Source organism: Pseudochrobactrum albidum (assembly GCF_051851455.1).
In the GTDB taxonomy this organism is placed as follows: Bacteria; Pseudomonadota; Alphaproteobacteria; order Rhizobiales; family Rhizobiaceae; genus Pseudochrobactrum.
The window spans coordinates 527,569-551,827 of record NZ_JBPVTR010000024.1 but is presented as its reverse complement, the minus strand read 5'-3'; the positions used below and the strand labels follow the sequence as shown (position 1 = coordinate 551,827).

22 protein-coding genes are annotated in these 24,259 nt (G+C 52.2%); 12 read left to right on the top strand and 10 right to left on the bottom strand.

The features are described 5' to 3' along the window. The first annotated feature begins 328 nt into the window (after positions 1-328). Positions 329-1,405, top strand: coding sequence for a DUF475 domain-containing protein (locus ACSTTO_RS13575; protein WP_439273775.1), 1,077 nt, complete (start codon positions 329-331; stop codon positions 1,403-1,405). A gap of 122 nt (positions 1,406-1,527) precedes the next feature. Continuing rightward, positions 1,528-2,943, top strand: a complete 1,416-nt coding sequence (locus tag ACSTTO_RS13570) for an MATE family efflux transporter (RefSeq protein WP_439273774.1) — start codon at positions 1,528-1,530, stop codon at positions 2,941-2,943. Positions 2,944-2,982: 39 nt separating this feature from the next. Here ACSTTO_RS13570 and ACSTTO_RS13565 read toward each other — a convergent pair whose 3' ends face one another. The 6 genes from ACSTTO_RS13565 to ACSTTO_RS13540 all read right to left on the bottom strand — a co-directional run bounded on the left by ACSTTO_RS13565 (position 2,983) and on the right by ACSTTO_RS13540 (position 8,664). Continuing rightward, positions 2,983-3,804, bottom strand: a complete 822-nt coding sequence (locus ACSTTO_RS13565) for a M55 family metallopeptidase (RefSeq protein ID WP_439273773.1) — start codon at positions 3,802-3,804, stop codon at positions 2,983-2,985. Positions 3,805-3,923: 119 nt separating this feature from the next. Continuing rightward, the gene (locus ACSTTO_RS13560; RefSeq protein ID WP_439273772.1) at positions 3,924-4,079 is read right to left on the bottom strand and encodes a hypothetical protein; all 156 of its coding nucleotides are present in this window, start codon (positions 4,077-4,079) and stop codon (positions 3,924-3,926) included. Between the two features lie 191 nt (positions 4,080-4,270). Continuing rightward, complete coding sequence (locus ACSTTO_RS13555) at positions 4,271-5,788, bottom strand: tripartite tricarboxylate transporter permease (RefSeq protein WP_439273771.1); 1,518 nt, start codon at positions 5,786-5,788, stop codon at positions 4,271-4,273. A gap of 162 nt (positions 5,789-5,950) precedes the next feature. Further along, positions 5,951-6,415 carry a tripartite tricarboxylate transporter TctB family protein gene (locus ACSTTO_RS13550; protein ID WP_439273770.1) on the bottom strand — a complete coding sequence of 155 codons (465 nt, stop codon included), beginning with the start codon at positions 6,413-6,415 and terminating at the stop codon, positions 5,951-5,953. Between the two features lie 17 nt (positions 6,416-6,432). After that, complete coding sequence (locus tag ACSTTO_RS13545; RefSeq protein WP_439273769.1) at positions 6,433-7,377, bottom strand: Bug family tripartite tricarboxylate transporter substrate binding protein; 945 nt, start codon at positions 7,375-7,377, stop codon at positions 6,433-6,435. Positions 7,378-7,602: 225 nt separating this feature from the next. Beyond that, entirely contained in the window at positions 7,603-8,664 is a 1,062-nt protein-coding gene (locus ACSTTO_RS13540) for an ABC transporter substrate-binding protein (RefSeq protein ID WP_439273836.1), read from the bottom strand. Between the two features lie 188 nt (positions 8,665-8,852). Between ACSTTO_RS13540 and ACSTTO_RS13535 the strand changes: the two genes are divergently transcribed. Further along, a complete protein-coding gene (locus ACSTTO_RS13535; RefSeq protein ID WP_439273768.1) occupies positions 8,853-9,554 on the top strand; it encodes a response regulator transcription factor in 702 nt (233 codons plus the stop codon). Next, positions 9,554-10,966 (top strand): sensor histidine kinase, encoded by a 1,413-nt coding sequence (locus tag ACSTTO_RS13530; RefSeq protein WP_439273835.1) that lies wholly within the window; start codon positions 9,554-9,556, stop codon positions 10,964-10,966. Before ACSTTO_RS13535 ends, ACSTTO_RS13530 begins: the two co-directional genes overlap by 1 nt. A 44-nt stretch (positions 10,967-11,010) precedes the next feature. On the opposite strand, the gene ACSTTO_RS13525 is transcribed toward ACSTTO_RS13530, so the two are convergent. The 3 genes from ACSTTO_RS13525 to ACSTTO_RS13515 all read right to left on the bottom strand — a co-directional run bounded on the left by ACSTTO_RS13525 (position 11,011) and on the right by ACSTTO_RS13515 (position 13,462). Continuing rightward, the gene (locus ACSTTO_RS13525) at positions 11,011-12,120 is read right to left on the bottom strand and encodes a porin (protein ID WP_439273767.1); all 1,110 of its coding nucleotides are present in this window, start codon (positions 12,118-12,120) and stop codon (positions 11,011-11,013) included. 238 nt (positions 12,121-12,358) lie between these two features. Beyond that, a complete protein-coding gene (locus ACSTTO_RS13520; protein ID WP_439273766.1) occupies positions 12,359-12,727 on the bottom strand; it encodes a winged helix-turn-helix domain-containing protein in 369 nt (122 codons plus the stop codon). Between the two features lie 180 nt (positions 12,728-12,907). Beyond that, positions 12,908-13,462 (bottom strand): cupin domain-containing protein, encoded by a 555-nt coding sequence (locus tag ACSTTO_RS13515; protein WP_439273765.1) that lies wholly within the window; start codon positions 13,460-13,462, stop codon positions 12,908-12,910. A gap of 191 nt (positions 13,463-13,653) precedes the next feature. On the opposite strand from ACSTTO_RS13515, the gene aptA reads away from it, so the two are divergent. From aptA to ACSTTO_RS13485, 6 genes are all read left to right on the top strand, one after another. Continuing rightward, a complete protein-coding gene (aptA, locus tag ACSTTO_RS13510; protein ID WP_439273834.1) occupies positions 13,654-14,985 on the top strand; it encodes an omega-aminotransferase AptA in 1,332 nt (443 codons plus the stop codon). Positions 14,986-15,410: 425 nt separating this feature from the next. After that, entirely contained in the window at positions 15,411-17,054 is a 1,644-nt protein-coding gene (locus ACSTTO_RS13505) for an ABC transporter substrate-binding protein (RefSeq protein ID WP_439273833.1), read from the top strand. Positions 17,055-17,079: 25 nt separating this feature from the next. Beyond that, positions 17,080-18,048: an ABC transporter permease gene (locus tag ACSTTO_RS13500; protein WP_439273764.1), complete on the top strand. Its 969-nt coding sequence runs from the start codon at positions 17,080-17,082 to the stop codon at positions 18,046-18,048. Beyond that, complete coding sequence (locus ACSTTO_RS13495) at positions 18,048-18,890, top strand: ABC transporter permease (RefSeq protein ID WP_439273763.1); 843 nt, start codon at positions 18,048-18,050, stop codon at positions 18,888-18,890. The genes ACSTTO_RS13500 and ACSTTO_RS13495 overlap by 1 nt, the downstream gene beginning before the upstream one ends. After that, complete coding sequence (locus ACSTTO_RS13490; protein ID WP_439273762.1) at positions 18,883-19,701, top strand: ABC transporter ATP-binding protein; 819 nt, start codon at positions 18,883-18,885, stop codon at positions 19,699-19,701. The genes ACSTTO_RS13495 and ACSTTO_RS13490 overlap by 8 nt, the downstream gene beginning before the upstream one ends. Beyond that, positions 19,691-20,485 carry an ABC transporter ATP-binding protein gene (locus ACSTTO_RS13485; protein WP_439273761.1) on the top strand — a complete coding sequence of 265 codons (795 nt, stop codon included), beginning with the start codon at positions 19,691-19,693 and terminating at the stop codon, positions 20,483-20,485. The genes ACSTTO_RS13490 and ACSTTO_RS13485 overlap by 11 nt, the downstream gene beginning before the upstream one ends. Positions 20,486-20,525: 40 nt before the next feature. On the opposite strand, the gene xylB is transcribed toward ACSTTO_RS13485, so the two are convergent. After that, positions 20,526-21,983, bottom strand: a complete 1,458-nt coding sequence (xylB, locus tag ACSTTO_RS13480) for a xylulokinase (protein WP_439273760.1) — start codon at positions 21,981-21,983, stop codon at positions 20,526-20,528. 240 nt (positions 21,984-22,223) lie between these two features. Here xylB and phnC point away from each other — a divergent pair, with 240 nt between their 5' ends. Beyond that, entirely contained in the window at positions 22,224-23,081 is an 858-nt protein-coding gene (phnC, locus tag ACSTTO_RS13475; protein WP_439273759.1) for a phosphonate ABC transporter ATP-binding protein, read from the top strand. Between the two features lie 157 nt (positions 23,082-23,238). Beyond that, complete coding sequence (gene phnD / locus ACSTTO_RS13470; protein WP_439273758.1) at positions 23,239-24,156, top strand: phosphonate ABC transporter substrate-binding protein; 918 nt, start codon at positions 23,239-23,241, stop codon at positions 24,154-24,156. Positions 24,157-24,259: the final 103 nt, after the last annotated feature.

Below are 24,259 nucleotides of genomic sequence, written 5' to 3'. Positions count from 1 at the left end.
GACGGTAATCATGGCCGGTGAGAGGCACCGGCATGCATTTTATACCCGCTTATGGCATTGGCCACCCGCTTATGGCATTGGCCAATCGGCAGGCGCATCAGCCGGCAGCAGATTTAACACGGTGCCGGGCCCCTCTGGCGAGAGTTTTACGGCGCTCTCGTGATGTCGGTACTGCCGCAAATCCAGCCGGCGGACATGTGATCATGAAAATCTGTTTCATGTTTTTTGCGGATTGTGCTGATAGTGCTTCCGCCTTTAATTTTTCTCATCAATCTTACACTAAGCGCCATTGTGCCATTTCTGTCTTTAACAGGGGAGAGATGGCAAAATGAGCAAGCCGCAAGTTCAAAAAACAGTACTCAGCTATTTTACCTGGGCATTTATAATCACCATTGTGGGCTTATTGCTGGGCGCATGGCTCGGCTGGCAGACAAGCGGCACATTAGGCGGAATGGCCTCGGTATTCTTTATCTGCGCGGTATTGGCCGTGCTGGAAATTTCCCTGTCATTTGATAATGCGGTGGTCAATGCCAATAAACTTAAGGATATGACACCGAAATGGCAGCATCGGTTTTTAACCTGGGGTATTGTTATTGCCGTCTTTGGAATGCGTATTGTCTTTCCTTTGTTGGTGGTGGTGATTGCCGCAGGCATAGGCCCGGTTGAAGCTGTTGTGCTTGCAGCCTCAAAACCGGAAGAATATGCGCGGATCATGACCGATGCGCATTTGCCGATTGCAGCCTTTGGCGGCACATTTCTTTTGATGGTGGCGCTGACCTATTTCTTTAATTCCGAGAAAGATGTGCACTGGGTTGGCCCTTTGGAGCGGGTTATGGCGCGTCTGGCGGATATCAAAGGCATTGAAGTTGCCATTGTACTGATCATGTTGCTGATCTTCTCTTCGCTTTTGAATGATGATCAGGAAATGACTTTTCTCTATGCCGGTATCTACGGGCTTTTAACATTCCTTGGTGTTGAGGTATTGGGCGGTATTCTTGATGCATCGCAAAAAACGCTGAATGCCGCGGCGCGGGGCGGGCTTGGCGCTTTCCTTTATCTGGAAGTGCTGGATGCCAGCTTCTCCTTTGACGGTGTGATCGGCGCTTTTGCCCTTTCGCAAAACCTGTTTGTGATTGCCATCGGCCTTGGCATCGGTGCTATGTATGTGCGTTCCATGACCATTATGCTGGTTGAAAAAGGCACATTGAATGAATATCGCTATCTGGAACATGGTGCATTCTACGCCATACTGATCCTGTCTGTTGTGATGTATTTTCAGACGCTGGTGCACATTCCGGAGGTTATTACCGGCCTTGGCGGCGCGGCTCTGATCGGCATAGCTTTTTGGGCATCTGTGCGGCACAACCGCCGGGAAGAACAGGCAGAAACTGTTCCTGCTGAATAGGTTGACGCCAGCTTTTCATAAAAGGCCGCCGGATTTTTCCGGCGGTTTTTTTATGTTTTACGACATTGCAAAACAATGTTTCTTGCCGCATTGATGGAATATTGCGAAAACGGAAAGCAGATATGGCAGCCGATGAAAAAGATGCAGGGAACGGGCAGATGATTGCACCGGAGGCTGTTGCTGCAAGGCCGCAGCCGCAAATTGGCCTGTGGCGTTCCTATATGCTGATTTTTCTGCCGATGCTGTTTTCCAATATTTTGCAGGCTGCCTCCGGCACGCTGAACGGCATTTTTGTCGGCCGCCTGATGGGGGTTGATGCATTGGCGGCAATATCTGCCTTTGCACCGGTATTCTTTTTGTTTCTGGGGCTGATTATCGGGCTTGGCGCCGGTGCAACCGTGCTGATCGGGCAGGCATGGGGGGCGCAGGACAGGGAGAAGCTGCATGCTATTGCCGGCAGCGCAATTGCCATGGTTCTTGTTGTCTCGCTCTCCACTGCGGTTCTTGGCAGTGTGTTTGCTCCTCATCTGATGGCTTTTTTGGGTACACCTGCAGAAGTGCTTGATGAATCGGCACATTATGCGCGGATTATGATGGCAGGAATGCCGGTGATTTTCAGCCTGTGGCTGCTCAGCAATATGAGTCGTGGCGTGGGGGATGCGGTCAGCCCGCTCTGGGCGCTGGTTATCGCCACCGGCGTTGCGATGCTTTTAACGCCGCTGTTTATTGAAGGTTTGTTGGGCTTTCCGCAGCTGGGGGTTATGAGCGCGGCAGTTTCAACGGTTATCGCCTCGGCTGTGGCATTGTGCTGGCTGTTGTGGTTCTGGCATCGTAACCGCCACCCCATGGCATTGACGCGGACCTTCATCAGGCTGATCCGGTTTAATCTGCGCTATTGTCTGATAATTTTGAAAATCGGCTTGCCAACGGCCTTGCAGATGCTGACCATAGCCTTTGCTGAAATTGTGTTGCTGGGGCTGGTGAACAGGCATGGCACACAGGCAACAGCCGCCTATGGTGCCATTACGCAGACATTGGGCTGGGTGCAGTTTCCGGCAATTTCCATTGGCATTACCGCTTCCATTCTGGCATCGCAGGCGGTCGGGGCAGGGCGCAATGAGCAGGTGCATAAAATTGTGATCGCCGGTTTGCAGCTCAATTGGCTGGTTACCGGCGCCTGTGTGCTGCTGGCATATTTTTTCTCTGATATGATCAGCGGTGCATTTTTGACCGAGCAGGCGGTGGCGGCTCTGGCGGCGCATTTGTTGCATATTGTTTTGTGGACAATTGTGCTGTTTGGCATGAGCAGTGTTTTTATGAGCACGATGCGCGCCAGCGGTGCCATTTATGCACCGACCATACTGACAATGAGCGCCATTCTTCTGGTGGAAATACCTGCCGCTTATATTTTAAACCACTGGATCGGGATTGACGGTATCTGGTGGGCCTATTCGCTGACTTTTACTGTCATGCTCTGCCTTCAGGCCGGTTATTATTATTTGATTTTCAACAGGCGCAAAATCGTCCGGATGATATGAAAAAGCCGGCTTTGCCGGCTTTTGTATTTTGAGAATTGTTTATTTCACATTTGCCGCCAAGCCGGAGAGAACCCCCATCCAGCCCACAGCCTCAGCCACATTCCCGCAATCAAAAGCAATCGTTGTGGCATCAATACGGTCGGCACAGGGAATAATTGCCATCTGATCGGCCAGAAGCGGAGAATTCATTATAAATTCTGCCCTAATGCGCCCGTTAAACGGCTTCCATGCCTGCATTTCATTTTTGCGCTCAACGGCGTTTTGTGCCTTTGCGCGGATCATCTCACGGGCATTGTGAACAGAGACCTGCCGCGCCGCGCGGTTGCCAAGAGCTGTTTTGACAACGGCAAATTCCGCATGGGGGAAGAATGGGCGGTTTTCCTGTTCTGTGCGGTCATCGCCGGAAATCAGCGCCACAGGCACGCCAAGCTCGCCCGCATAGGCACCGTAAAAGCCAGGCTCGCCCACAATCTGTCCGTTGAGCCTGATGGTGCGGAAGGCAAAACCGTTGGTAGTATGGGCAAGCACGCCATATTGTGCGGCACTGGCATGGTGGCCGGTGAGAAACATCAGGTCGAAACTCTCATCAAGACCGGCAGCCATGTTAAATTTTTTCGGACGGCCAAGGATCAGTTCTGCCGCCGGATGCAGCATTTCCGGAATAATATTGACCATAGGGCCGTGAGAGTCGTTGACCAGAATATAATCCGCGCCACCTGCCAATGCGCCTTCAATTGCGGCATTAACCTCTTCTGTCATCAAACGGCGCGCCCGTTCATATTCCGTATTGCCGGGCTGGCCTTGCTGTGATGTTACCACACCGGCAACACCTTCAATATCCGCGCAGATATAAACTCTCATTTTGTCCTCTCCGGCAATCATGATTGATTCCGTTTTGTCCGGCATAGTCTGGCAAAAAAGCCCCGCCGCTTCAACCAAAGCGTGGGGCTTGAAAGGCTTAAATTATCAGAGACTTACTATTATTTGAAATCAGCAGGATTGATACCGAGCGCACGCAGATCCCTGTCATGGGGGCGGCGGCGGCCTTCAACGGCAGCGGCGGCAGAGGCAGCAGCGCCAAAAACACGCAATGCGCGGCTGATGAAATTACGGGAATGCCTTGTGCTTACAGTCATCTTGCTTCTCCGTGCGGATTGCCTGCACTATGCAGAACTTTATCTTATGACATAAAGATGGGCGCATCAGGCATCCTGCACAACGGACACAAAAGCAGGTCTGCCATGCAGTCTGTGCATGGCATTACTGTTTTTTACAAAAAAGCAAAACCCGCCGTGTCTGCGGCGGGTTTAACAGGTTTTGTATGTTTTTAGTCTTCATTTGCTGCAAGCTGTGCAAGAACCTCACCGCGTCCGCGGGCACGCATGATCAGCGGTATAATAAGCGCCAATGCCGCAATGGTAAGCAAGGTGGCCGCAATGGGAGAGGTAAAAAGCACTGTCACATCGCCCTGGCTGATTGACAGGGCGCGGCGCAATTGCTGTTCCGCAAGCGGCCCCAGAATGAGCCCCACCACCGCAGGCGCAATCGGATAGCCAAAAACCCGCATACCATAACCCATCAGGCCAAATGCAAGCAGCATACCAAGTTCAAATACAGAAGGATTGGCGCCGATAGTGCCGAGTGTGGCAAACAGCAAAATACCGGCATAAAGCCAGGGTTTGGGGATGGTGAGCAGTTTTACCCACAGGCCGATCATTGGCAGATTAAGCACCAAAAGCATAAAATTAGCAATCAAAAGGCTGGCAATCAGCCCCCATACCAATTGCGGATTGCTGGCAAAAAGCAGCGGCCCCGGTTGCAGGCCATATTGCTGAAAGCCCGCCAGCATGATGGCAGCTGTTGCGGTTGTGGGCAGGCCAAGGGTAAGAAGCGGAACAAGCGTGCCGGCAGCAGAAGCATTATTGGCAGCTTCGGGGCCGGCCACGCCTTCAATAGCGCCATGGCCGAATTCCTCGGGATGTTTTGTCAGCCGGCGCTCTGCGGCATAAGAGAGAAAAGTGCCGATTTCTGCACCGCCTGCGGGCATGGCGCCAATAGGAAAGCCGATAAAAGTACCCCGCAGCCACGGCTTCCATGACCGTGCCCAGTCTGCGGCAGACATCCAGAGCGAGCCTTTTACCGCTTCAACCTTATCGGGTGCGCGATTGCCTTGAGCGGCGATAAATAATGTTTCACCAATTGCAAACATGGCAACGGCAAGCGTGGTAACCTCAATACCGTCAAGAAGATCGGGAATGCCGAAAGAAAGCCGCGCCTGCCCGGTCAGCTGGTCAATGCCAATAGTGGCAAGGGCAAGGCCGATGAAGAGCGAGGTGAGACCGCGCAGGGCGCTGTCACCAAAAGCGGAAGAAACCGTGACAAAAGCCAGCACCATCAGCGCAAAATATTCCCTAGGGCCAAAAACCAGTGCAAGTTTGACAATATAAGGCGCAATAAAAGCAAGCCCGATAGTGGCGATAAGACCGGCAACAAAGGAGCCGATGGCAGCGGTTGCCAGTGCAGGCCCCCCGCGGCCTTTGCGCGCCATTTTATTACCTTCCAGAGCGGTCACAATCGAGGCGCTTTCACCGGGGGTGTTGAGAAGAATAGAAGTGGTGGAGCCGCCATACATACCGCCATAATAAATACCTGCAAACATGATCAGCGAACCCGCAGCATCAAGCTGATAGGTAACAGGCAGCAACAGCGCAACGGTAAGGGCAGGGCCGATGCCGGGCAAAACACCCACAGCCGTCCCCAGTGTCACACCGATCAGTGCATAAAGCAGGTTCATCGGCTGCATCGCAACCACAAGCCCCTGCATCAGAAATTCAAATGTAGACATTAAAATACTGTTCCTGTGTTAAGCGCAGCCTTGCAAACATCATATGTTTTGAGGTTGCGCGTCAGAACAAAAAAGAGGGCTCATATCCCGCTATCGGCAGATTGCCTGAATGCTTTGCCCGCCTTTTGCAGGCAAAGCGCAAGCCGGCAGGCAATCTGCATTTTAAAAAAACAGCCGCTCCAGCGGGCCGGCAGGCAGAGACAATTGCAGCAATTTGGCAAAGATCAGCCAGATGACATAGCAAATTGCTATGCCGGACGGGATTGAAAGCCATAATTTGCGCTTTCCGAAGCCATAGGCCGTAAGGGCAAACATAAGTCCGGTTGCAACAGAAAATCCGGCACTGTTGAGCAGCAGCATTTGTGCTGTCAGCCCGCCTATAATCCAGAGAACCGGCTTGACTTCCTGCGGCTCACGCTCAGGGAAATCATGGCGAAAAGCGGCAATAATCGTCCACACGCCCAATCCGGCCAGTGCAAAAGCGATGACCTTCGGCACGGTAGCAGGGCCGATTTGTGAATATCCGGCAGCACCGCTTAAGCGCGCCATATCCCACAGCATAATAGCTGCAACCGCAAAAAGCGCGGCGGCGATGCCGAGCGCCGCCTTGTCAGGGCGGCGCTTCATTGCGGGTTTCAGCCTGCTCATTGTACCAGACCAATATCTTTCAGGACAGTTTCGGTCGCCTGAATATCCTTGTCCAGCTGTGCATCAAAAGCATCGCCTGCCAGATAGGTATCTGCCCAGCCTTTGGTTTTCAGTGTCTCCTGCCAGGCTTTGGTGTGAACGAGCTTTTCGATATCCGCATTAATTGCGGCTTTTTGCTCTGCGGTAATGCCGGGTGCAGCGGCCAGCATGCGCCAGTTCTGCAACACCACATCAAGGCCGGATTCTTTCAGTGTCGGGGCGTCAATGCCCTCAATGCGTTCGGCGCTGGTAATGGCCAAAAGCCGCAGGTCACCGGACTGGATCTGCGATTCAAATTCGCCATAGCCGGAAACACCGGCAGAAACCTGGCTGCCAAGAATGGCTGCAAGTGCCTCGCCGCCGCCGGAATAGGCAATATAATTGATTTTCTTAGGGTCAACGCCTGCAGCCTTGGCAATCAGGCCGACAGCAATATGGTCGGTGCCGCCGGCAGAGCCGCCACCCCATGAAACCGCACCGGGATCATTTTTCAGCGCCTCAACCAGATCTCCGATAGTTTTGAAAGGGGAAGAGGCCGGTACAACAATGGCTTCATATTCACCGGTAAGGCGGGCAATCGGGGTAACATCTTTCAGTGTTACCGGTGATTTATTGGTCAGAATGGCGCCAACCATCACATAGCCGCCAACGATCAGTGCATCATCTTTGCCTTTTTGCTGACTGGCAAATTGTGCAAGGCCGATTGTGCCGCCAGCTCCGGGAACATTTTGCACCTGAACCTTGCCGGAGATGCCCTCCTGCTGCAATACGGTTTGCAGGGCGCGGGCAGTTTGATCCCAGCCGCCGCCCGGATTGGCGGGGGCAATAATTGTATAATCGGTTGCATAGGCCGGCAGTGCTGCTGCACTTGCGAAAAGACAGGCAATAAGAAACTTTTTCACGTCTGATCCTCCGATGCTGCGTTTAAGACGCAGACTGATGTTGCACGGGCAGGATCAGGCACAAAGGCGCCCTGACAGAATGATGATATCCTCCCCGTTACTGCCGCTCCGCCTCCACGGATAGCAGTTCTGTCAGTCCATCATATAAAGCTGACATAAACCTGACATTTTTTCTTCTGTGCGTTTTGCAGGCCAAAAGCCGCTCTAAGCCTGTACGCCAATATTTTAATGTTGGCGCAGCACTTTATTCCATTTGGCAATCAGCCGGCTGCGTTTTACCTGATCAAGATAAACCATCAGTCCGGGGCTGACCGGCACCGGCCTGAGCTTGTTGCCATGAATTTCCTGCATTGTAAGAGCTGTATTCTCTCCGGCAACCTCCGGGCTTACCGCCGGAATTTGTAATTGCCGCGCCAATATGGTCTGCCCCTCTTTAGACATGAAAAAGGCAAGATAGCGCCGCCCCAGTTCAGGTGAGGCAGCCGCTTGCGGCACCAAACCGATGCGGGACATGACCACGGTGTAATCTCTGGGCAGAACAATGCCGACATCAGGATTGCGCGCTGCCCAGTCTGCCGCGTAGGAGCCGAGAATATTATAACCAAGAACAAAGCGCCCGTCGGCAACCCGCTCTACAATGGCCTGACTGGTGGAATAAAGTTTGACGCCTGCATCGCCCATCGCCTGAATAACAGTCCATATATCGTCAAACTGCTCCTGATCACGCGACATGAACAGAAAACCAACGCCCGAACGTTCAATATCATAAGTGCCGATACGGCCAAAAACCGCTTCTCCGCGCTCTTTAAGATAAGTGATGAATTCCGCGCGGGTGGATGGCGGTTTGCGATCCCTGAACTCCGGTTTATGATAAATAAAAACAGCCGGTTCAAAGGTGAGCGCATAAGCGGTATTGCGCCAGTTTGCCCAGGCCGGCCAGTTTGGGCTCATTGGCAGCTGGCTTGGTTGTGCATAGCCGTCATTGGTAAGTTTAACCTGCAGATCCATCGCTGAGGAAAAGGCAAAATCGGCGGTTTTCCGGCCATTATCAGTTTCATGCACAATACGTTCATAAATTTCGGTGGTGAGCATATCCTCATAGCGCACGGCAATATCCGGATTGCTGTTTTGAAAACCCTTTATCATCGGGCGGGCAATAGGTTCATCAAGGGAAGAGTAAACCACAAGAACAGAGGCATTTTTATTGCCGTTCAGCGCCGGAAAAAATGCAACCGAAGCCTGTGCCGCACTGTGCCATAAAACCAGCCAGCCACAGATTGCGCTCAGCCAAATATGCCGCAACTCCTGTTCTCCCTCTGAATTTTGCAGATGCCGCTTTGTTGATATGATATTTTTATACCCTGTCCGGCTATGCGGCGCTGACATTGTTCCGGCGATGATTATATGCTGCCCCGGGGGAGAAACAATATGCCCTTTTGCCGGATGGCTGCAGGGATGTGGGGAGGTGGTTTTGCGTGCGTATATTATTGGTTGAAGATAATAAGGCCTTGTCGGAAGGGCTTGGCGCATTGCTGCGCGGCAGTGGTTATATTGTTGATATTGTGGGCGATGGTGCATCGGCACATGCTGCGGCAGCGGTGGAGAATTTTGATCTTGTGATTCTTGATCTCAACCTGCCGGAAATGGACGGGCTGGAGGTGCTGCGCGCCATGCGGGCGCGGCAAAATCAGGCTGCGGTTATGATTCTCACCGCACGCGGCGCACCCGAGGAGCGGGTACGCGGGCTGGATCTGGGTGCTGATGATTATATGATCAAACCGTTTGATATCAGTGAATTTGAAGCGCGGGTCAGGGTTTTGTTGCGCAGACAGGCGGGGCTGCGCCATGCGCTGGTGCATTTTGGTGCCGTGACGCTTGATCTTAATACACGCAGTTTCAGCTATGAGGGGCAGAATATCGATATTCCCGCGCGGGAGCTTGGCCTGCTTGAACTGCTTTTTGTGCGCGGCGGCAAGGTGGTGGCCAAGGAGGCGATTGTACAGTCGCTCAGCGGTTTTGATCATGATTTAAGCTCCAATGCGATTGAGCAATATGTGAGCCGGTTGCGCAAAAGGCTTGCGCCTTACGGGCTGACGGTCAAAACAGCGCGGGGGCTTGGCTATTATCTTGATCGCCTGTCAACGCATAAGCCGGATATTTCTGCGGGTGCGGGATGATGCGGCAGGCGGCCTATTCCTTACGCAAAAGGCTGCTTGGCTGGATGCTGGTTTCCACCTGTCTTATTGGCCTGATTGCGCTGATTGATACCTATCAGGAGGCTGTCAATACCGCCAATAATGTGGCTGACCGTGTGCTTGGCGGCTCGGCTCTGGCAATTGCAGAACGTGTTGTGGTCTCGGAGCATGGCGGGCTGGAGGTGGATATTCCTTATGTAGCTCTGGAAATGCTGACTTCAGCAGCGCAGGACCGGGTATTTTACCGTGTTGATAGTGCTCCGGGGCAGTTTATTACCGGCTATGAAACCTTGCCGCTGTTAAATGGCCGGGAAAATAAAAATCCGCAATTTGGTGACAGTATTTATCGTGGTGAGCCGATAAGGCTGGCTATGTTGCGCCGCTCCGCTTCAACCGGTGTTAATTCTGTGCCTTTTACTGTGACTGTTGCCGAAACAACGATGGCACGGCGCCAACTCACCCATACTATTTTGCTGCGCTCGGCATTGCGCCTATTATTGATGATTGGCGGCACTGCATTGGTGGTTTGGGTTGCGGTTACCTATGCACTGCGCCCGCTCGACCGTTTGAGCGATGCGATAGCCGAGCGCAACCCGCAGGATCTGCACCCGATCAGGGAACATGTGCCAAATGAGGTGCAGGGCTTGGTGGATACGGTCAATTCTTTTATGGTGCGGCTGCAATCGGCGCTGGATGCGCTGCGCCATTTTACCGGTAATGCCAGCCATCAATTGCGCACGCCTTTGGCCATTATCCGCACGCAGCTTGCCCTTGCAGGGCGCAAGCCGGACCGGCAGGCTATGCTGGAGGCCGTGGCACAGGCCGATCAGGCTGTGGCGCATGCGGAGCGAATTCTGGCGCAATTGCTGTTGCTGGCAAAGATTGATGCTTCCGGTGATCAGGCTGTGCAATTGCTGGCGCCGGTTGATCTGGCACAGATAGCGCGGCAGATTACCGGCGATTATGTGCGCGATGCGGCGAAGGGCGAGATTGATCTTGGCTATGAGGGGGAGGAGAGCCTGATCATTCGCGGGGACAGGCTGCTCTTGGAGGAGGCGTTAAAAAACCTGCTTGGCAATGCCCTGCTTTATGCCGGCGCGCAGGCAATGGTAACGGTAAGTGTGTACAGGGAGGGCAGGCAGGCCTGCCTTGCCGTGGAGGATAATGGCATTGGCGTGCCAAAGGAGCAGCTTAAGCTGATCCGCAAACGCTTTGACCGTGGTATTTTTCAAAATTCATCCGGTCATAATAATATAGCCCGCCCGCCACAGGGCAGCGGGCTCGGGCTTTCTATTGTTGATGAAATTGCGGCACTGCATGGCGGGCAGCTGATTTTACGCCAGTCGCGCAGGAATAGCGGTTTTCTGGCGCTTATCTGCATTCCTTGCGGCTAATCGGAGCGGCAGCAAAGGGTGTCGCCGCTCTCTTTTCCATTGTTTTAAAAACTGCGCTGGATGAGCACCGTCCCCCCAATGGCATCTTGCTTGTAGAGCTTGGTTGCCAGCGGATCATTCCAGCGCGTATAGGAGATTTCCGGCTGAATAATCAGCCCCCGCACCAGTTGATATTCAAAATTGGCGCTGGTTGCGAAAGTTTTACTGGCATCATAAGCCAATTGTATATTCAGGCTGGTTTTGTCGTTGAGCTTGTAGGCGCTGCCGCCCCATATCGCCCATTTGCCGCCCCACTGCCCGTAAAAGCTGGTTTTTTGGCGCAGCCCGTCAAAATATATATCTTCATTGTTTTTATAAGCGCCCTGAACCCAGAAAGACAGGGAATCATTGGCTTTCAAATTCAGTTTGGTTTTACCTGCCCAGGATTTATTGATACTATCATAGGCAGTAACCAGAGCGATGCTGCCCCAGCCCTGTTCATATTTTGCGCCGGTGACTATATGGGGCATATAACCGGTGATAACCCCGCCATAGGTCAGGCTGTTATCGTCATCTTTGATGGTTTTGAAGCCGGAATCGCTATTATTGCCTTGTTCCAGCGACAAAATGGCCGAAAAGCCGCCGGCATTTTTATAGGTATAACTGATAAAATTGGTGCGCGCTCCTCCGTAAGCAATGACATCATCATTGATGATATTGCCCAGATAGTCGCTGAAATCGACAAAGGCAGAATTTGCAAGGCCAATCTGCAAGCCGCCAAGACTGATGACTGCCTTGCGCAAAGTGCCGCTGCTTTTGCTGTCTTTACCGTCCCCCCACTGGAAACGTATGGTTGCCTCGGTTTTTAATGTGCCAAACTCTGTTTCGGTGGCGATTTTGGGCGACAGGTGAAAACGGGTTTGGCTGACAGGGCTGTGATAGCTGCTATTGTCATAAGGATCATGGCCACCTTGCATGAGAAAGCGCACATAACCATTGAGTGCCAGACAGGATTCTGTGCCGGGAATCGTAAAATAGCCTTTGCCATAGGTATCGCACACCCGTACGTAGTGGATATTTTCATCGTCCGGAGTTGTGGTATTATCGGCGGCATAGCAAATATTACTGTTAAGTATTAATATAATTGTTGTTAAATTAAATTTTAAATTATTCATTATGTCCCACCATTATATGATTAATAACACTTGCAATATGATTTATTACTTATGCAATTAATATTGCAGCTTTGAGCTATAGAGTTATTGTGGGATATAATTTGCGGTAATATAGGCCGGAGAACTGCAGAGGCTATGTACTCGGCTTGTTGAGCCTCTTTGAAAGAAACAGCAATAATTGCATGGATATTTTATTCATGCAGGCGACATAATAATTTTTTGCGGAAAGTTTTTTGCACTACGGCTTATTATGCTTGCTGGCTGTTTGCAGCCATTCAAGATCGTCATTAAGAGCCTGTGCCAATAGCGCCTCCATCCGGCGGAAGCGGCGGATCACTTCTTCCCCGAAAGGAGTGAGAACAGCGCCGCCGCCTTGTTTGCCGCCGCGCTGGGAGATGACGCAAGGCTCATCAAACATGGTGTTGAGTGCATCTGTCAGCTGCCATGCCCGGCGATAAGACATATCCATGGCGCGCCCTGCGGCAGAAATGGAGCCGGTATCGCGAATATGTTCCATAAGCTGGATTTTGCCGCGTCCAAGGCGCTCATTTTCCGGAAAATCAATGCGCAGCACTGGTTTTAATAGGATTGCTGTTTTTTGTGTCATGATTATTCTGTCCGCAATATCACGAAGTTCCGGTAAAAAGAAGTTCCGGTAAAAATATGCAAGCCTCTTTGGCGGTTTTCTGGCATTAGGTTGCTCTTTGCTGCTTATTTATAAGATAATATTACGGCATGCAGATTAACAGGGCTTCATTTCAGATCGCGCCTGTTTATAGGATTTTTCTTAAAAACTTGGCGGCGTGCAGGCGCTGATCACATCGCAGGCCACAGGCCCCACACAGCGAAAACGATGAGGTCTGCGGCTTTCAAAATAATAGCCGTCACCAGGGCCTAATATGCGCCTCTCACTGTCTACGGTCACTTCAAGGCGGCCGGCAATAATAATGCCGCCTTCTTCCCCCTCATGCACGAGCGGCACCTTGCCGGTATCGGCACCCGGCTCATAACGCTCCTTGAGAATTTGCAAGGCGCGGCCAAACAGATTGTCACCAAGTTGACGGAAGGAAATTTTGCCTTTGCCGATCTCAACAAATTCCTCTGCCTGATAAAAGGCTTTTTGCGGCATATCCGGCTGCAGGGCAAAGAATTCGGCCATGCCGATCGGCAATCCGTCGAGAATGCGTTTTAATGCGCCGACAGAAGGGTTGGTCTGATTAGCCTCAATCAGGGAAATTGTGGCATTGGTCACACCGCTGCGCTTTGCCAGTTCGCGCTGGGAGAGGCCGGATTTCTCACGAATAAAGCGTAAACGGCCGCCAATATCAATCTCACCGGACATGACAGATGCCATCCTTTGTTGCACTTGTTAAATATTTTAAACATATTGCATTTTATACAATAAAAATCAATCAGATAAATAAGAGAAGAAATAGACTTGTTTCGCTCTTCAGGACATGGCCAACTTGAAGCGGCATAAAGGAGAGAGGGCAGTTTTTATTGCAGGAAAACTGTGTGACAAGGAGCGAAATTATGGCCGATTTTACCAATAGTCCGAAACTGGACAATTTCTGGATGCCGTTTACGGCAAATCGCCAGTTCAAGGCTGCGCCGCGCATGCTGGCAACAGCTGAGGGCATGTATTATACGGATATTGATGGCAATGCGGTGCTGGACGGCACTGCGGGCTTGTGGTGCGTGAATGCCGGCCATGGCCGTAAACAGATTTCCTCCGCTGTTGAAAAACAGCTCTCGACCATGGATTTTGCGCCGACCTTTCAGATGGGGCACAATATTGCCTTTGATTTTGCCACCCGTCTTGGCGAGATTGCGCCGCGGGGGGACGGCAAGATTCTCGACCGCATTTTTTTCACCGGTTCAGGTTCTGAATCTGTTGATACTGCTTTGAAAATTGCCATCGCCTATCAGCGTGCCATCGGGCAGGGCACCCGCACCCGTGTGATCGGCCGTGAGCGCGGCTATCATGGTGTGGGATTTGGCGGTATTTCTGTCGGCGGTCTGGTGAATAACCGCCGTGTATTCCCGCTTTTGCCCGGGGCTGATCATCTGCGCCATACCCATGATCCTGAAAAAAACGCCTTCAGCAAGGGGCAGCCGGAACATGGCGCAGAACTGGCCGATGATCTGGAACGTATGGTGGCGCTGCACGGGGCAGAAACCATTGCCGCTGTGATTGTTGAGCCGCTGGCCGGTTCCACCGGCGTGCTGGTGCCCCCCAAAGGCTATCTGGAGCGCCTTGCAGCGATTGCCAAAAAACACGGTATTTTGTTGATTTTTGATGAAGTAATCACCGGCTTCGGCCGCCTTGGTGCGCCTTTTGCATCCGATTATTTTGGTGTGACACCGGATATGATCACCACTGCAAAAGGCCTGACCAACGGCGCTGTTCCGATGGGGGCGGTTTTTGCCGGCCGGCATATTTATGACGCTTTGATGCAAGGGCCGGAAGGCGCGATTGAACTGTTTCACGGTTATACCTATTCCGGCCATCCGGCAGCCTGCGCGGCAGGGCTTGCAACGCTGGATATTTATGCGGAAGAAGCATTGCTCACCCGTGCTGCAGCACTGGCAGATGGCTGGCAGGAGGCGATCCATTCACTGAAATCTGCAAAAAATGTGATTGATATCCGCACGCTCGGTCTGGTGGCCGGCATTGAACTGGCTCCGCGTGATCAAAATGCGGGGGCGCGTGCTTATGATATATTTGTTGATTGCTTCAAAAAAGGGCTGCTGATCCGTGTGACCGGTGATGTGATTGCGCTTTCCCCGCCGCTTATTGTCAGCCGGGAGGAAATTGCAAAAATTGTCTCCATCCTTGGGGATGCAATGAACCGCGCTGCCTGATTTTTCTTCTGGGATGACAGGCCTTGCGCAGCGTGTTTTGCGCAAGGCTTATAAATGAGGCTATTTCAACGCCTGCGCAAAACCGGAATGTTTTCATGTTTCCGGCCTGCATTATTGTGCTTTTCCGGCCCGTGCAGAATAAGTGCTGTTATGCCAGTCTTGGCTGTATTTATTCCGCGGGTCATATTATTTGATTGAAACAATAGGTTTTCAGGAAAAGATTTTTACAACAATCCTGAAAAGAAACCTTGTTTCAAAAAACTGGATTTGCGAAAAAATCACACCCCTTGGAGAAGCAGGCAAGCCCTTCTATGATGCTCTGTAAAAACGGGATTTGTGTCTGGCGGGCTAAGGGCATCAGCCTGTAGCAGCCAAAGCAGACAGCGGTGACAAGGCTGCCTCATTTGTGAAGAGAGATTGGTATGATGACAGGATTTTTGCTCAGCCGCCGCAGCTTGCTGGCGAGCACCGCCGCCTTGGCAGCGGGTGCTGTTCTGCCGCGGTTTTCCTTTGCGCAAAGCATGGAAAAAACACCCTCAGTTGAGCCTGCGCGCGGCGGGCGTCTGGTGGTGGCAGCAGATAGTGAGCCGGCCAATCTCAATCCGGCAATTATTGCTTCCAACGGCGTATTTTATGTGGCCAGCAAAGTGATTGAGCCGCTGGCAGAGCAGGTCTATGCGGATGCGCAGCATCCGGACGGATTAAAACCGCTGCTGGCAACCGGCTGGCAAGGCTCGGAAGATGGTCTTTCAGCCACATTTACACTGCGTGAAGGGGTAAAATGGCATGACGGCAAGCCGTTTACTTCAGCGGATGTGGCTTTCTCGGCGCTTGAAGTGTGGAAACCATTGCAAAATCTTGGCCGTTCGGTCTTCAAAAATCTGGCAGATGTTGAAATGCCGGATGAACACACCGCTATATTCCGTTTTTCTGAGCCAACGCCTTTTCAGCTGATCCGCAATGCCTTGCCGATTGTAACTGCGGTTTTGCCAAAACACCTCTATCAAGGCACAGATATTGCCAAAAATCCTGCCAATGAAAAACTGGTTGGCACAGGGCCTTTTATCTATGGCGAGCATAAGCCGGGTGAATATTATCTGCTGAAGCGCAATAATAATTACTGGAACACTCGGGAGCCGGCGCTGGATGAGATTATTTATCAGGTGCTGCCAGACCGCGCTGCGGCCGGCAACGCACTGGAAGCAGATCAGATTCAGCTGGCAGCTTTTTCCGCAGTGCCGCTTGCCAATCTCGGGCGCATTGCCAAAGTACCGGGGCTGAAAGTCTATACCAATGGTTATGAGGCGCTGACCTATCAGCTATGCGTTGAGATCAATCATCGCCGCAAGGAACTGGCCGATCTTAAAGTGCGTCAGGCTATTGCCCATGCAATTGACAAGGATTTTGTGGTTAAAACCATCTTTCTCGGCTTTGCCAGGCCGGCAACAGGGCTGGTGCCCGCCTTTGACAAGGTGTTTTATGCAGCTGACACACAGCAATATCCTTTTGATATAACCAAAGCAGAAAAACTGCTGGATGAAGCCGGTTATAAAAGGGGCGGGGACGGTATCCGTTTTCGCTTAAAGCTGTTACCTGCGCCATTTTTCAATGAAACCCGTCAATTTGGCGATTATCTGCGTCAGGCGCTGGCAAAAATCGGCATTGATGCGGTGATTGTTGCCAATGACACACCAGCCCATCTCAAGGCGGTTTATACCGATCATGATTTTGATATTGCGGTGGCAACGCCGGTTTATCGCTCAGATCCGGCAATTTCCACAACGGTTCTTCTGCAAGGCGGCCTGCCGGCAGGCGTGCCGTTTACCAATCAATATGGCTATAACAATGCTGCGGCGGATGCACTGATTGCCAAAGGCGCGGTAACGCTGGATGATAAAGCGCGGGCTGCAATCTATCAGGATCTGCAGCGGCTTGCAGCGCAGGATCTGCCGCTGATTAATGTTGCGGATTTCTCATTTATCACCGTGGCAAGTGACAAGGTGCAGAATGTGTCGGATAATCCGCGCTGGGCTGTTTCAAACTGGGGCAATACCGGTATTGCCGGGTAATCAAACAGGATAAAGCGGGTTTTCGGTGCGGTTTTTTATTCGTCGTCTTGTCAGTATTATTCCGGTGCTTGGTCTTGTTCTGGCGGGCGGTTTTTTGTTGCTGGAAGCCGCACCAGGCGATGCCGTTGATGCCTATATTGCGCAAATCGGCGGTGCAGATGCCGGCCAGCTGGAGGCACTGCGCCGTTTGTGGGGGCTGGATCAGGGAATGCTCTCGCGGTTTATTACTTATATAGGTGCGCTTTTTTCCGGTGATTTTGGCTGGTCCGTGGCTTTTCAAAAACCGGTTCTGGATATTATTCTGGAACGGCTGCCTGCAACCCTGCTTTTGATGGGTATTGCAACTTTCCTTGCTTTTTTTGCCGGTTCGCTGCTCGGTATTCTTGCCGGTTCAAAGCCGCATTCCGGGTGTGATCATATTATATCGCTCACATCATTGGCGCTTTATGCAGTGCCGGGCTTTTGGCTCGGGCTGGTGTTGATTGTTGTTTTTGGCGTAACATTGCGCTGGCTGCCGGTTGGCGGGCTGGAAACCATAGCCTCAGGTAAAACGGGGCTGGCAAGGGCGCAGGATATTGCCCGTCATCTGGTGTTGCCGGTCTTGTCTTTATCCTGTGTTTATCTCACACTTTATTTGCGGTTGATGCGTGATCGTATGGCGGAGCTGCATCAGGAGCCGTTTGTGCTGGCGCTCAGGGCGCGGGGTTTGCGGCAAAGCAGAATTATCTGGCGGCATATTGCCCGCAATGCCGTGCTGCCGGTGGTAACAATGCTGGGGCTTCAGGCCGGTGTTATGCTTGGCGGCAGCGTGGTGATCGAGAGTGTTTTTGCTATTCCCGGTTTTGGTCGTCTGGCAGCAGAGGCTGTGGCAAAGCGCGATACAGCTTTGCTGCTTGGCGTTATCCTGTTCGGAGCCTTTACCGTGATTATTGCCAATTTGCTGGTTGATCTTGCTTATGCGCGGCTTGATCCGCGGGTGAGAAAGCCACGATAATGCGCTATTGGCTCACTTTAAACCGGCAGGGAAAGGCTGGCATTGTTCTTCTTGGCCTGTTGATATTGATGGCTTTGTCGGCGCCTCTTCTTTTTGCCGGTGATCCGCTGGCAATTGTTGGCGAGCCGATGCTGCGCCCTTTTACTGATCCTGCACATTGGCTTGGCACAGATCGTTTGGGGCGTGATGTGCTGGCCGGTTTGTTTTATGGTGCGCGCACCACCTTGCTGGTGACGCTGAGCTCTGCGGCTGCAGCGCTTATTGCAGGCAGTCTGGTGGGATTATTGGCAGGATTTCTCGGTGGCTTTGCCGATAATGTGCTGATGCGTATTACCGAGGCTTTTCAGACCGTACCCGGATTTTTATTAGCGCTGGCTACCATCAATATTCTGGGTTCAAGCATACCGGCACTGATTATTGCAATCAGTATTGGCAGCTGGACACAGGCTGCGCGGGTTACGCGGGCGGAGGTATTATCATTGCGCGAGCGTGATTTTGTTGCTGCGGCGCGCATATTGGGGCAGGGGGCGTTTTCCATCGCTTTCCGGGAGATTTTGCCCAATGCCTTTCAGCCTGCGGCATCGCTGGCAGCTGTTTCTGTGGCGGCCGCCATTCTGATCGAGGCGTCTTTGGCTTTTTTGGGTTTTGGGGATCCGAACAGCGTAACATGGGGCACCATGATTGCAGAAGGGCGCGCGGTTTTGCGCTCAGCGCCCTATCTCTCGGTTATTCCAGGTCTGGCATTGGTAATCACTGTTCTGGCTGTATATTTAACAGGGCAGGCTTTAACACAGCGCGGTGGCCATGTGCAGCAAGATGGCAGGGAGAGGATTGATGGGTGATTTTCTCCATGTGCAGAATTTGCGTGTCTCTTATGCCGGGCACTATGTGTTGCAACCGGTAAATCTTTCATTGCGGCGGGGGGAACGGCTGGCGCTGATTGGCGAGAGCGGCTCGGGTAAAACCACATTTGCCATGGCACTTGCCGGATTGCTGCCGGATAATGCATGCCTTGAAGGACAGGTTATTTTTCCGGCTTTTAGCCATATGCCTGTTGCAGGGCGCGATATTGGTGTGCTGTTTCAGGATCCCGACGGTTCGCTTGATCCGGTGATGCGCGTGGGCGACCAGATAGCGGAAGTTATTGTAACCCATCTTAAAACATCATGGCGGGAGGCGCGCCTGCAGGCAGCATCATTGCTGGAGCAGGTGCAGATTGCCGATAGTGTGAAGCGCCTGCGCAGCTATCCGCATGAATTTTCAGGCGGGCAGAAACAGCGCATTGCACTGGCAGCAGCACTTGCGGGCAAGCCGCAATTGCTGATTGCCGATGAGCCGACCAGTGCGCTGGATAGTGTGGTGCAGCAACATGTGGTGCAGGTGCTGGATGCGCTGGTGCGTGCCCGGGGGCTTACACTGATTTTTGTCACTCATGATATTGCTCTTGCCTCGCAGCTTGCTGATAAAATTGCGGTACTTTATCGCGGCAAATTGGTGGAATTTGGCACGGCGCGGCAGGTGATCACCGCGCCGCAACATGCCTATACAAGAGCATTTCTGGCCACATATATCGGGCTTGACTGGCAGCGGCAGGCGCGATTGCCGGAAATTGCTCTGCCGGCATTGAATGGAGCAGGGCAGGATGCCTCATAAAACAGATGGCAGCGCCATATTGCGGGTTTCAGCCCTGTATAAGCGTTTTGGTAATGGCTCTGAAAACGGGCTGAAAAATATCAATCTTAGCTTGTATACGGGGGAAACACTGGCGCTGATAGGGCGCTCAGGCTCCGGAAAAACCACATTGGCGCGGCTGATTATGCAGCTGGATGTGCCTGACAGCGGGCATATTGAGCTCAACGGCATAGATCTTAGCACTCTTAAGGGCAGCCGGCTGCGGGCCATGCGCGCCCGTTTTCAGATGGTGTTTCAGGATTCGTTGGCGGCATTTAATCCGCGCCGCACGATCGGGCAGATTTTACAGGTGCCGCTTGCCTTGCATGGTGATGCAAAACAGGCGCAGGGGCAGATTGCTGCGATATTGGAGCGTGTTGGTCTTGACGGCGCCATGGCACGGCGCTACCCGCGTGAGCTTTCAGGCGGGCAGCGCCAGCGCGTGGCCATTGCCCGTGCCCTGCTGAGCCAGCCTGATCTGATCGTGCTGGATGAGCCGGTTTCTGCGCTTGATGTGTCGGTGCGGGCAAAAATTCTCAATCTTCTGGCAGATTTGCAGCAGGAAAGGGCAATTGCCTATTTGTTTATTTCCCATGATCTTGCAATTGTGCGAGCCTTTAGCGACCGCATGGCGGTGTTGCATGAGGGAGAAATTGTTGAACAGGGCGTGCCGGATGCTGTTTTGCGCAATCCGCAGGCACAAGCCACGCGCCAGCTGGTTGAGGCCGTACCAAGGCTGGTTTTTAAAAGAGATTTTGAAGCTTAAACCGGTTCTTCCTGTTTTGTAAAACTCAGCTTTGTAAAACTCAGGCCAATGGCCGCAATGCCTGATAAAGCGCTTTATATTGATGATAGGCGCTCTCATAGGCTGCAAGCAATTGTTTATCCGGCTCAATGGTGCGAATAATTTGCGGTGGCTTGCAAATGGTAACGGGATCAGAATTTTCCGCTGCAATCAGTCCAAGACGGGCAGCGCCAAAGGCAGCGCCAAAATCGCCGTCTGCCGGCAGGTGAACCGGTATATTCAGGGCGGTGGCCAATGCTTTCAGCCAATAGGCTGAGCGTGAGCCGCCGCCGATTGCGGTGATATTGTCAAGCTTTGTGCCGGCTTTTGCCAGTGCTTCTGCATTATCGCGAAAGGCAAAAGCCACCCCCTCAAGCACGCTTTGTGTGAGAGTGGCGCGGCTGTCATAATGGCTGAGCCCTGTAAAACTGCCGCGGATGCGGCTGTCATTATAGGGGGTGCGCTCGCCGGAGAGATAAGGCAGAAAACGAACCGGAGAAGGCGCACGTAATATATCCCCCAATTCCTGCGTCAGGGCTGCGGCCTCATGGCCGGTAATGCTGCTATACCAGTTCAGCGCATCTGTTGCTGAAAGGATAACGCCCATTTGGTGCCATGTCCGGGGCAGGGCATGGCAAAAGGCATGAACGGCACTGTCAGGACGGGGGAGGAAACGGTTATTGGCGGCAAAAATCACACCGGATGTGCCAAGCGAGGCAAAAGCCTCACCGGCCTTGATCGTGCCGATGCCGCAGGCTGAGGCTGCATTATCACCGGCGCCGCCCGCCACAGCAATATTGGCAGGCATGCCCCAGCGGGCGCACAGGTCTTTGCGCATGGTGCCGGATATATCTGTGCCTTCTGTAAGGCGCGGCATATGGCTTTGATCAAGATCCGTTGCGGCCAGCAGGGCGGGCGACCATTTGCGCTGTGCCACATCCAGCCATGCAGTGCCGGATGCGTCAGACATTTCACTGGCATATTCCCCGCTTAGCCACAGGCGCAAATAATCCTTGGGCAGTAAAATTTTTTTAATACGGCTAAAAGTCTCCGGCTCATTTTCCTTTACCCATAATAGTTTGGGGGCAGTAAAACCCGGAAAAACAATATTGCCGGTCAGCTTGTGAAATTGCGGGTCGGCATCAAGGGCTGCTGCCTGTTTGTGGCTGCGTGTATCATTCCACAAAATGGCAGGACGCAATATTCTGTCTTCAGCATCAAGCAGCACTGCGCCATGCATCTGGCCGGAAAGGCCTATACCGCGTAACCGGCCAAGTGCCGCACTGTGATCGCTCTTTAAACTGTCCAGCACCTGTTCGGCAACTTTTATCCATTCCTGCGGATCTTGTTCAGACCAGCCGTCCTGCAGGCGGGAGACATGGAGCGGAGCATGGGCAGAGGCGATGATTTTCTGTTTTTCATCAATCAGCAGTGCCTTGAGGCCGGATGTTCCAAGATCAAGACCAAGATAAAAAGCCATAATATATGCCTTGCTGTTTAAGCGTTATGCCGGATGCAGATAATGATAAAAAGTGCCTGCAGGCAACAGTTTATTCCCGATCCGTCGTGTTGGTATCAACATTGATTGGCGCACACCGCCTGTTGGCTGCCCGTTGACTGCTACAAAACTGTTTTGAAACTTTCATGTAACTGCAATCAAAATCACATCGCGGTTTCATATCACGCCTCTAGTTTCGCAAAAAACGGATTGAGGCCGCTGATGCTTAAACTTGAGAATGTGACCCGCCGGTTTGGCAGCAATATTGCAGTTTCAGATGTTAGTCTGGAAATCCCGCAGGGACAGATGGTGGGGATTATCGGGGCGTCAGGCGCAGGGAAATCGACCTTGCTGCGTATGATCAACCGGCTGATTGATACATCTGACGGTGCGGTAATGTTCAAGGGGCAGGATGTATCACGGTTGCGCGGGCGTGAACTGCGCCGCTGGCGCAGTGATTGCGCCATGATTTTTCAACAGTTCAATCTGGTGCCGCGGCTTGATGTATTGACCAATGTGCTGCTTGGCCGTCTTAATCAGCGTTCAACGGTTAAGAGTCTGTTTGGTGTTTTTTCCCGTGAGGAGCGGGCGCAGGCCATCGCCAATATTGAGCGTCTTGATATTGTTAAAACGGCGTTGCAGCCTGCAGGCACATTATCCGGCGGCCAGCAGCAGCGCGTGGCGATTGCCCGCGCTTTAATGCAAAATCCTAAAATTGTTCTTGCAGATGAGCCGATAGCCTCGCTTGATCCGCGCAATGCGCAGGTGGTGATGAGTGCGCTGCGCGATATCAATAAGCGTGAAGGTCTTACTGTTATTACGAATCTGCATACGCTGGATACGGCGGGCACTTATTGTGACCGTATAGTAGGCATGCAGGGTGGCAAAGTGGTGTTTGATGGCAGTCCGGTTGAGCTGACACAGGCGGCTGCCCGCAAAATCTATGGTGCACAGGCTGATGATGCAAGCTTCTCGGAAGCGGTTACTTCAACCGCTCTGGAGCCTGTGGCACAGCCTTTGCCCTCCCTTGCCCCGCAAGTGGCGCGGCAAGTCGCCAGACTTGTGGCTGATGCTCAATAAAACATGACCGGAAAATATGCTCAGCCCTGCCCAGACCCAGAGCAGATATTGTCTGCAAATATTTCGTTTGCCGCAATAACCAAGAAAATATCGGGCGAGGCGGCAGTATATCCGGCGCGGAAATATAAATAATGACCGTTTAACAGGAGATTGGTTTATGGTTTTGAGAAAGTTTTTGCTCGGCGCTGTTGCGCTGTCTGCCGTGGCAACAGCAACGGCTGCGCAGGCTGACAAGCCTGAGATTTTCCGCGTTGGCATTATCGGCGGAGAGAATGAGGCAGACCGTTTGCGCAACTACCAATGTATTGTTGACAAGCTGCCGGAAGCAATCGGGGTTAAGGAAGTCAAATTGTTTCCTGCTTCTGATTATGATGGTGTAATTCAGGGGCTGCTTGGCGGCACGCTGGACTATGCGGAGCTTGGCGCATCCGGCTATGCCAAAATCTATCTGACCAAAGAAGATGCTGTTGAGCCGATTTTGACAACAGAGCAAACCGATGGCTCAACCGGTTATTATTCTATCATGGTTGCCCGCAAGGACAGTGGCATCAAAACACTTGAGGATATGAAGGGTAAGAAACTGGGTTTCGCTGATCCGGATTCAACATCAGGCTATCTTATTCCTGTTACTGCGCTGCCAAAAGATCTGAAGGGGGCAACGGTTAAGGATTATTTCAGCGAAACCGGTTTTGGCGGCGGCCATGAAAATCTGGTTTTGGCGGTTAAGGATGGCAAATTTGATGCCGGAACAACCTGGGGTTCCGGTGTCGGGAACTTTGATGAGGGCTATACATCCGGCAATTTGCGCAAAATGGTGGATAAGGGGCTGATCGATATGAAAGACTTTAATGAAGTCTGGCGATCACCGCTGATTCCGAATGGTCCGGTTGTTATCCGCACAACAATTGATCCTGCCCTTAAAGACAAGTTCAAGGCCTTTATGCTGGATCTTCCGAAGACAGATCCTGAATGTTTCGGCGCGATTATGGGCGGTGATTTCAAATCTTATATTGAGGTCAGCAAAGATTTTTATCAGCCGATTATTGATGCCCGCAAGGCTGAAATTGGTCAATAAAATGCGCTGCGGCCGGTTATCATTCTGATACCGGCCGTTTTTGTCCTTGTTCTGAACCATTGCAGAACTTGTATTAGAATACAGGGTCTGGAAGGGTCTGGTT

Bases quoted from the DNA above. Each gene is read 5' to 3' on its own strand.
- ACSTTO_RS13490 (WP_439273762.1), top strand. From the start codon at position 18,883: ATGGGTGATTTTCTCCATGTGCAGAATTTGCGTGTCTCTTATGCCGGG.
- ACSTTO_RS13550 (WP_439273770.1), bottom strand. From the start codon at position 6,415: ATGAAGCGCCGCCCTGACAAGGCGGCGCTCGGCATCGCCGCCGCGCTT.
- ACSTTO_RS13565 (WP_439273773.1), bottom strand. From the start codon at position 3,804: ATGAGAGTTTATATCTGCGCGGATATTGAAGGTGTTGCCGGTGTGGTA.
- ACSTTO_RS13560 (WP_439273772.1), bottom strand. From the start codon at position 4,079: ATGACTGTAAGCACAAGGCATTCCCGTAATTTCATCAGCCGCGCATTG.
- ACSTTO_RS13530 (WP_439273835.1), top strand. From the start codon at position 9,554: ATGCGGCAGGCGGCCTATTCCTTACGCAAAAGGCTGCTTGGCTGGATG.
- xylB (WP_439273760.1), bottom strand. From the start codon at position 21,983: ATGGCTTTTTATCTTGGTCTTGATCTTGGAACATCCGGCCTCAAGGCA.
- ACSTTO_RS13505 (WP_439273833.1), top strand. From the start codon at position 15,411: ATGACAGGATTTTTGCTCAGCCGCCGCAGCTTGCTGGCGAGCACCGCC.
- ACSTTO_RS13515 (WP_439273765.1), bottom strand. From the start codon at position 13,462: ATGTCCGGTGAGATTGATATTGGCGGCCGTTTACGCTTTATTCGTGAG.
- ACSTTO_RS13555 (WP_439273771.1), bottom strand. From the start codon at position 5,788: ATGTCTACATTTGAATTTCTGATGCAGGGGCTTGTGGTTGCGATGCAG.
- phnD (WP_439273758.1), top strand. From the start codon at position 23,239: ATGGTTTTGAGAAAGTTTTTGCTCGGCGCTGTTGCGCTGTCTGCCGTG.
- ACSTTO_RS13495 (WP_439273763.1), top strand. From the start codon at position 18,048: ATGCGCTATTGGCTCACTTTAAACCGGCAGGGAAAGGCTGGCATTGTT.
- ACSTTO_RS13570 (WP_439273774.1), top strand. From the start codon at position 1,528: ATGGCAGCCGATGAAAAAGATGCAGGGAACGGGCAGATGATTGCACCG.
- aptA (WP_439273834.1), top strand. From the start codon at position 13,654: ATGGCCGATTTTACCAATAGTCCGAAACTGGACAATTTCTGGATGCCG.
- ACSTTO_RS13575 (WP_439273775.1), top strand. From the start codon at position 329: ATGAGCAAGCCGCAAGTTCAAAAAACAGTACTCAGCTATTTTACCTGG.
- phnC (WP_439273759.1), top strand. From the start codon at position 22,224: ATGCTTAAACTTGAGAATGTGACCCGCCGGTTTGGCAGCAATATTGCA.
- ACSTTO_RS13525 (WP_439273767.1), bottom strand. From the start codon at position 12,120: ATGAATAATTTAAAATTTAATTTAACAACAATTATATTAATACTTAAC.
- ACSTTO_RS13485 (WP_439273761.1), top strand. From the start codon at position 19,691: ATGCCTCATAAAACAGATGGCAGCGCCATATTGCGGGTTTCAGCCCTG.
- ACSTTO_RS13520 (WP_439273766.1), bottom strand. From the start codon at position 12,727: ATGACACAAAAAACAGCAATCCTATTAAAACCAGTGCTGCGCATTGAT.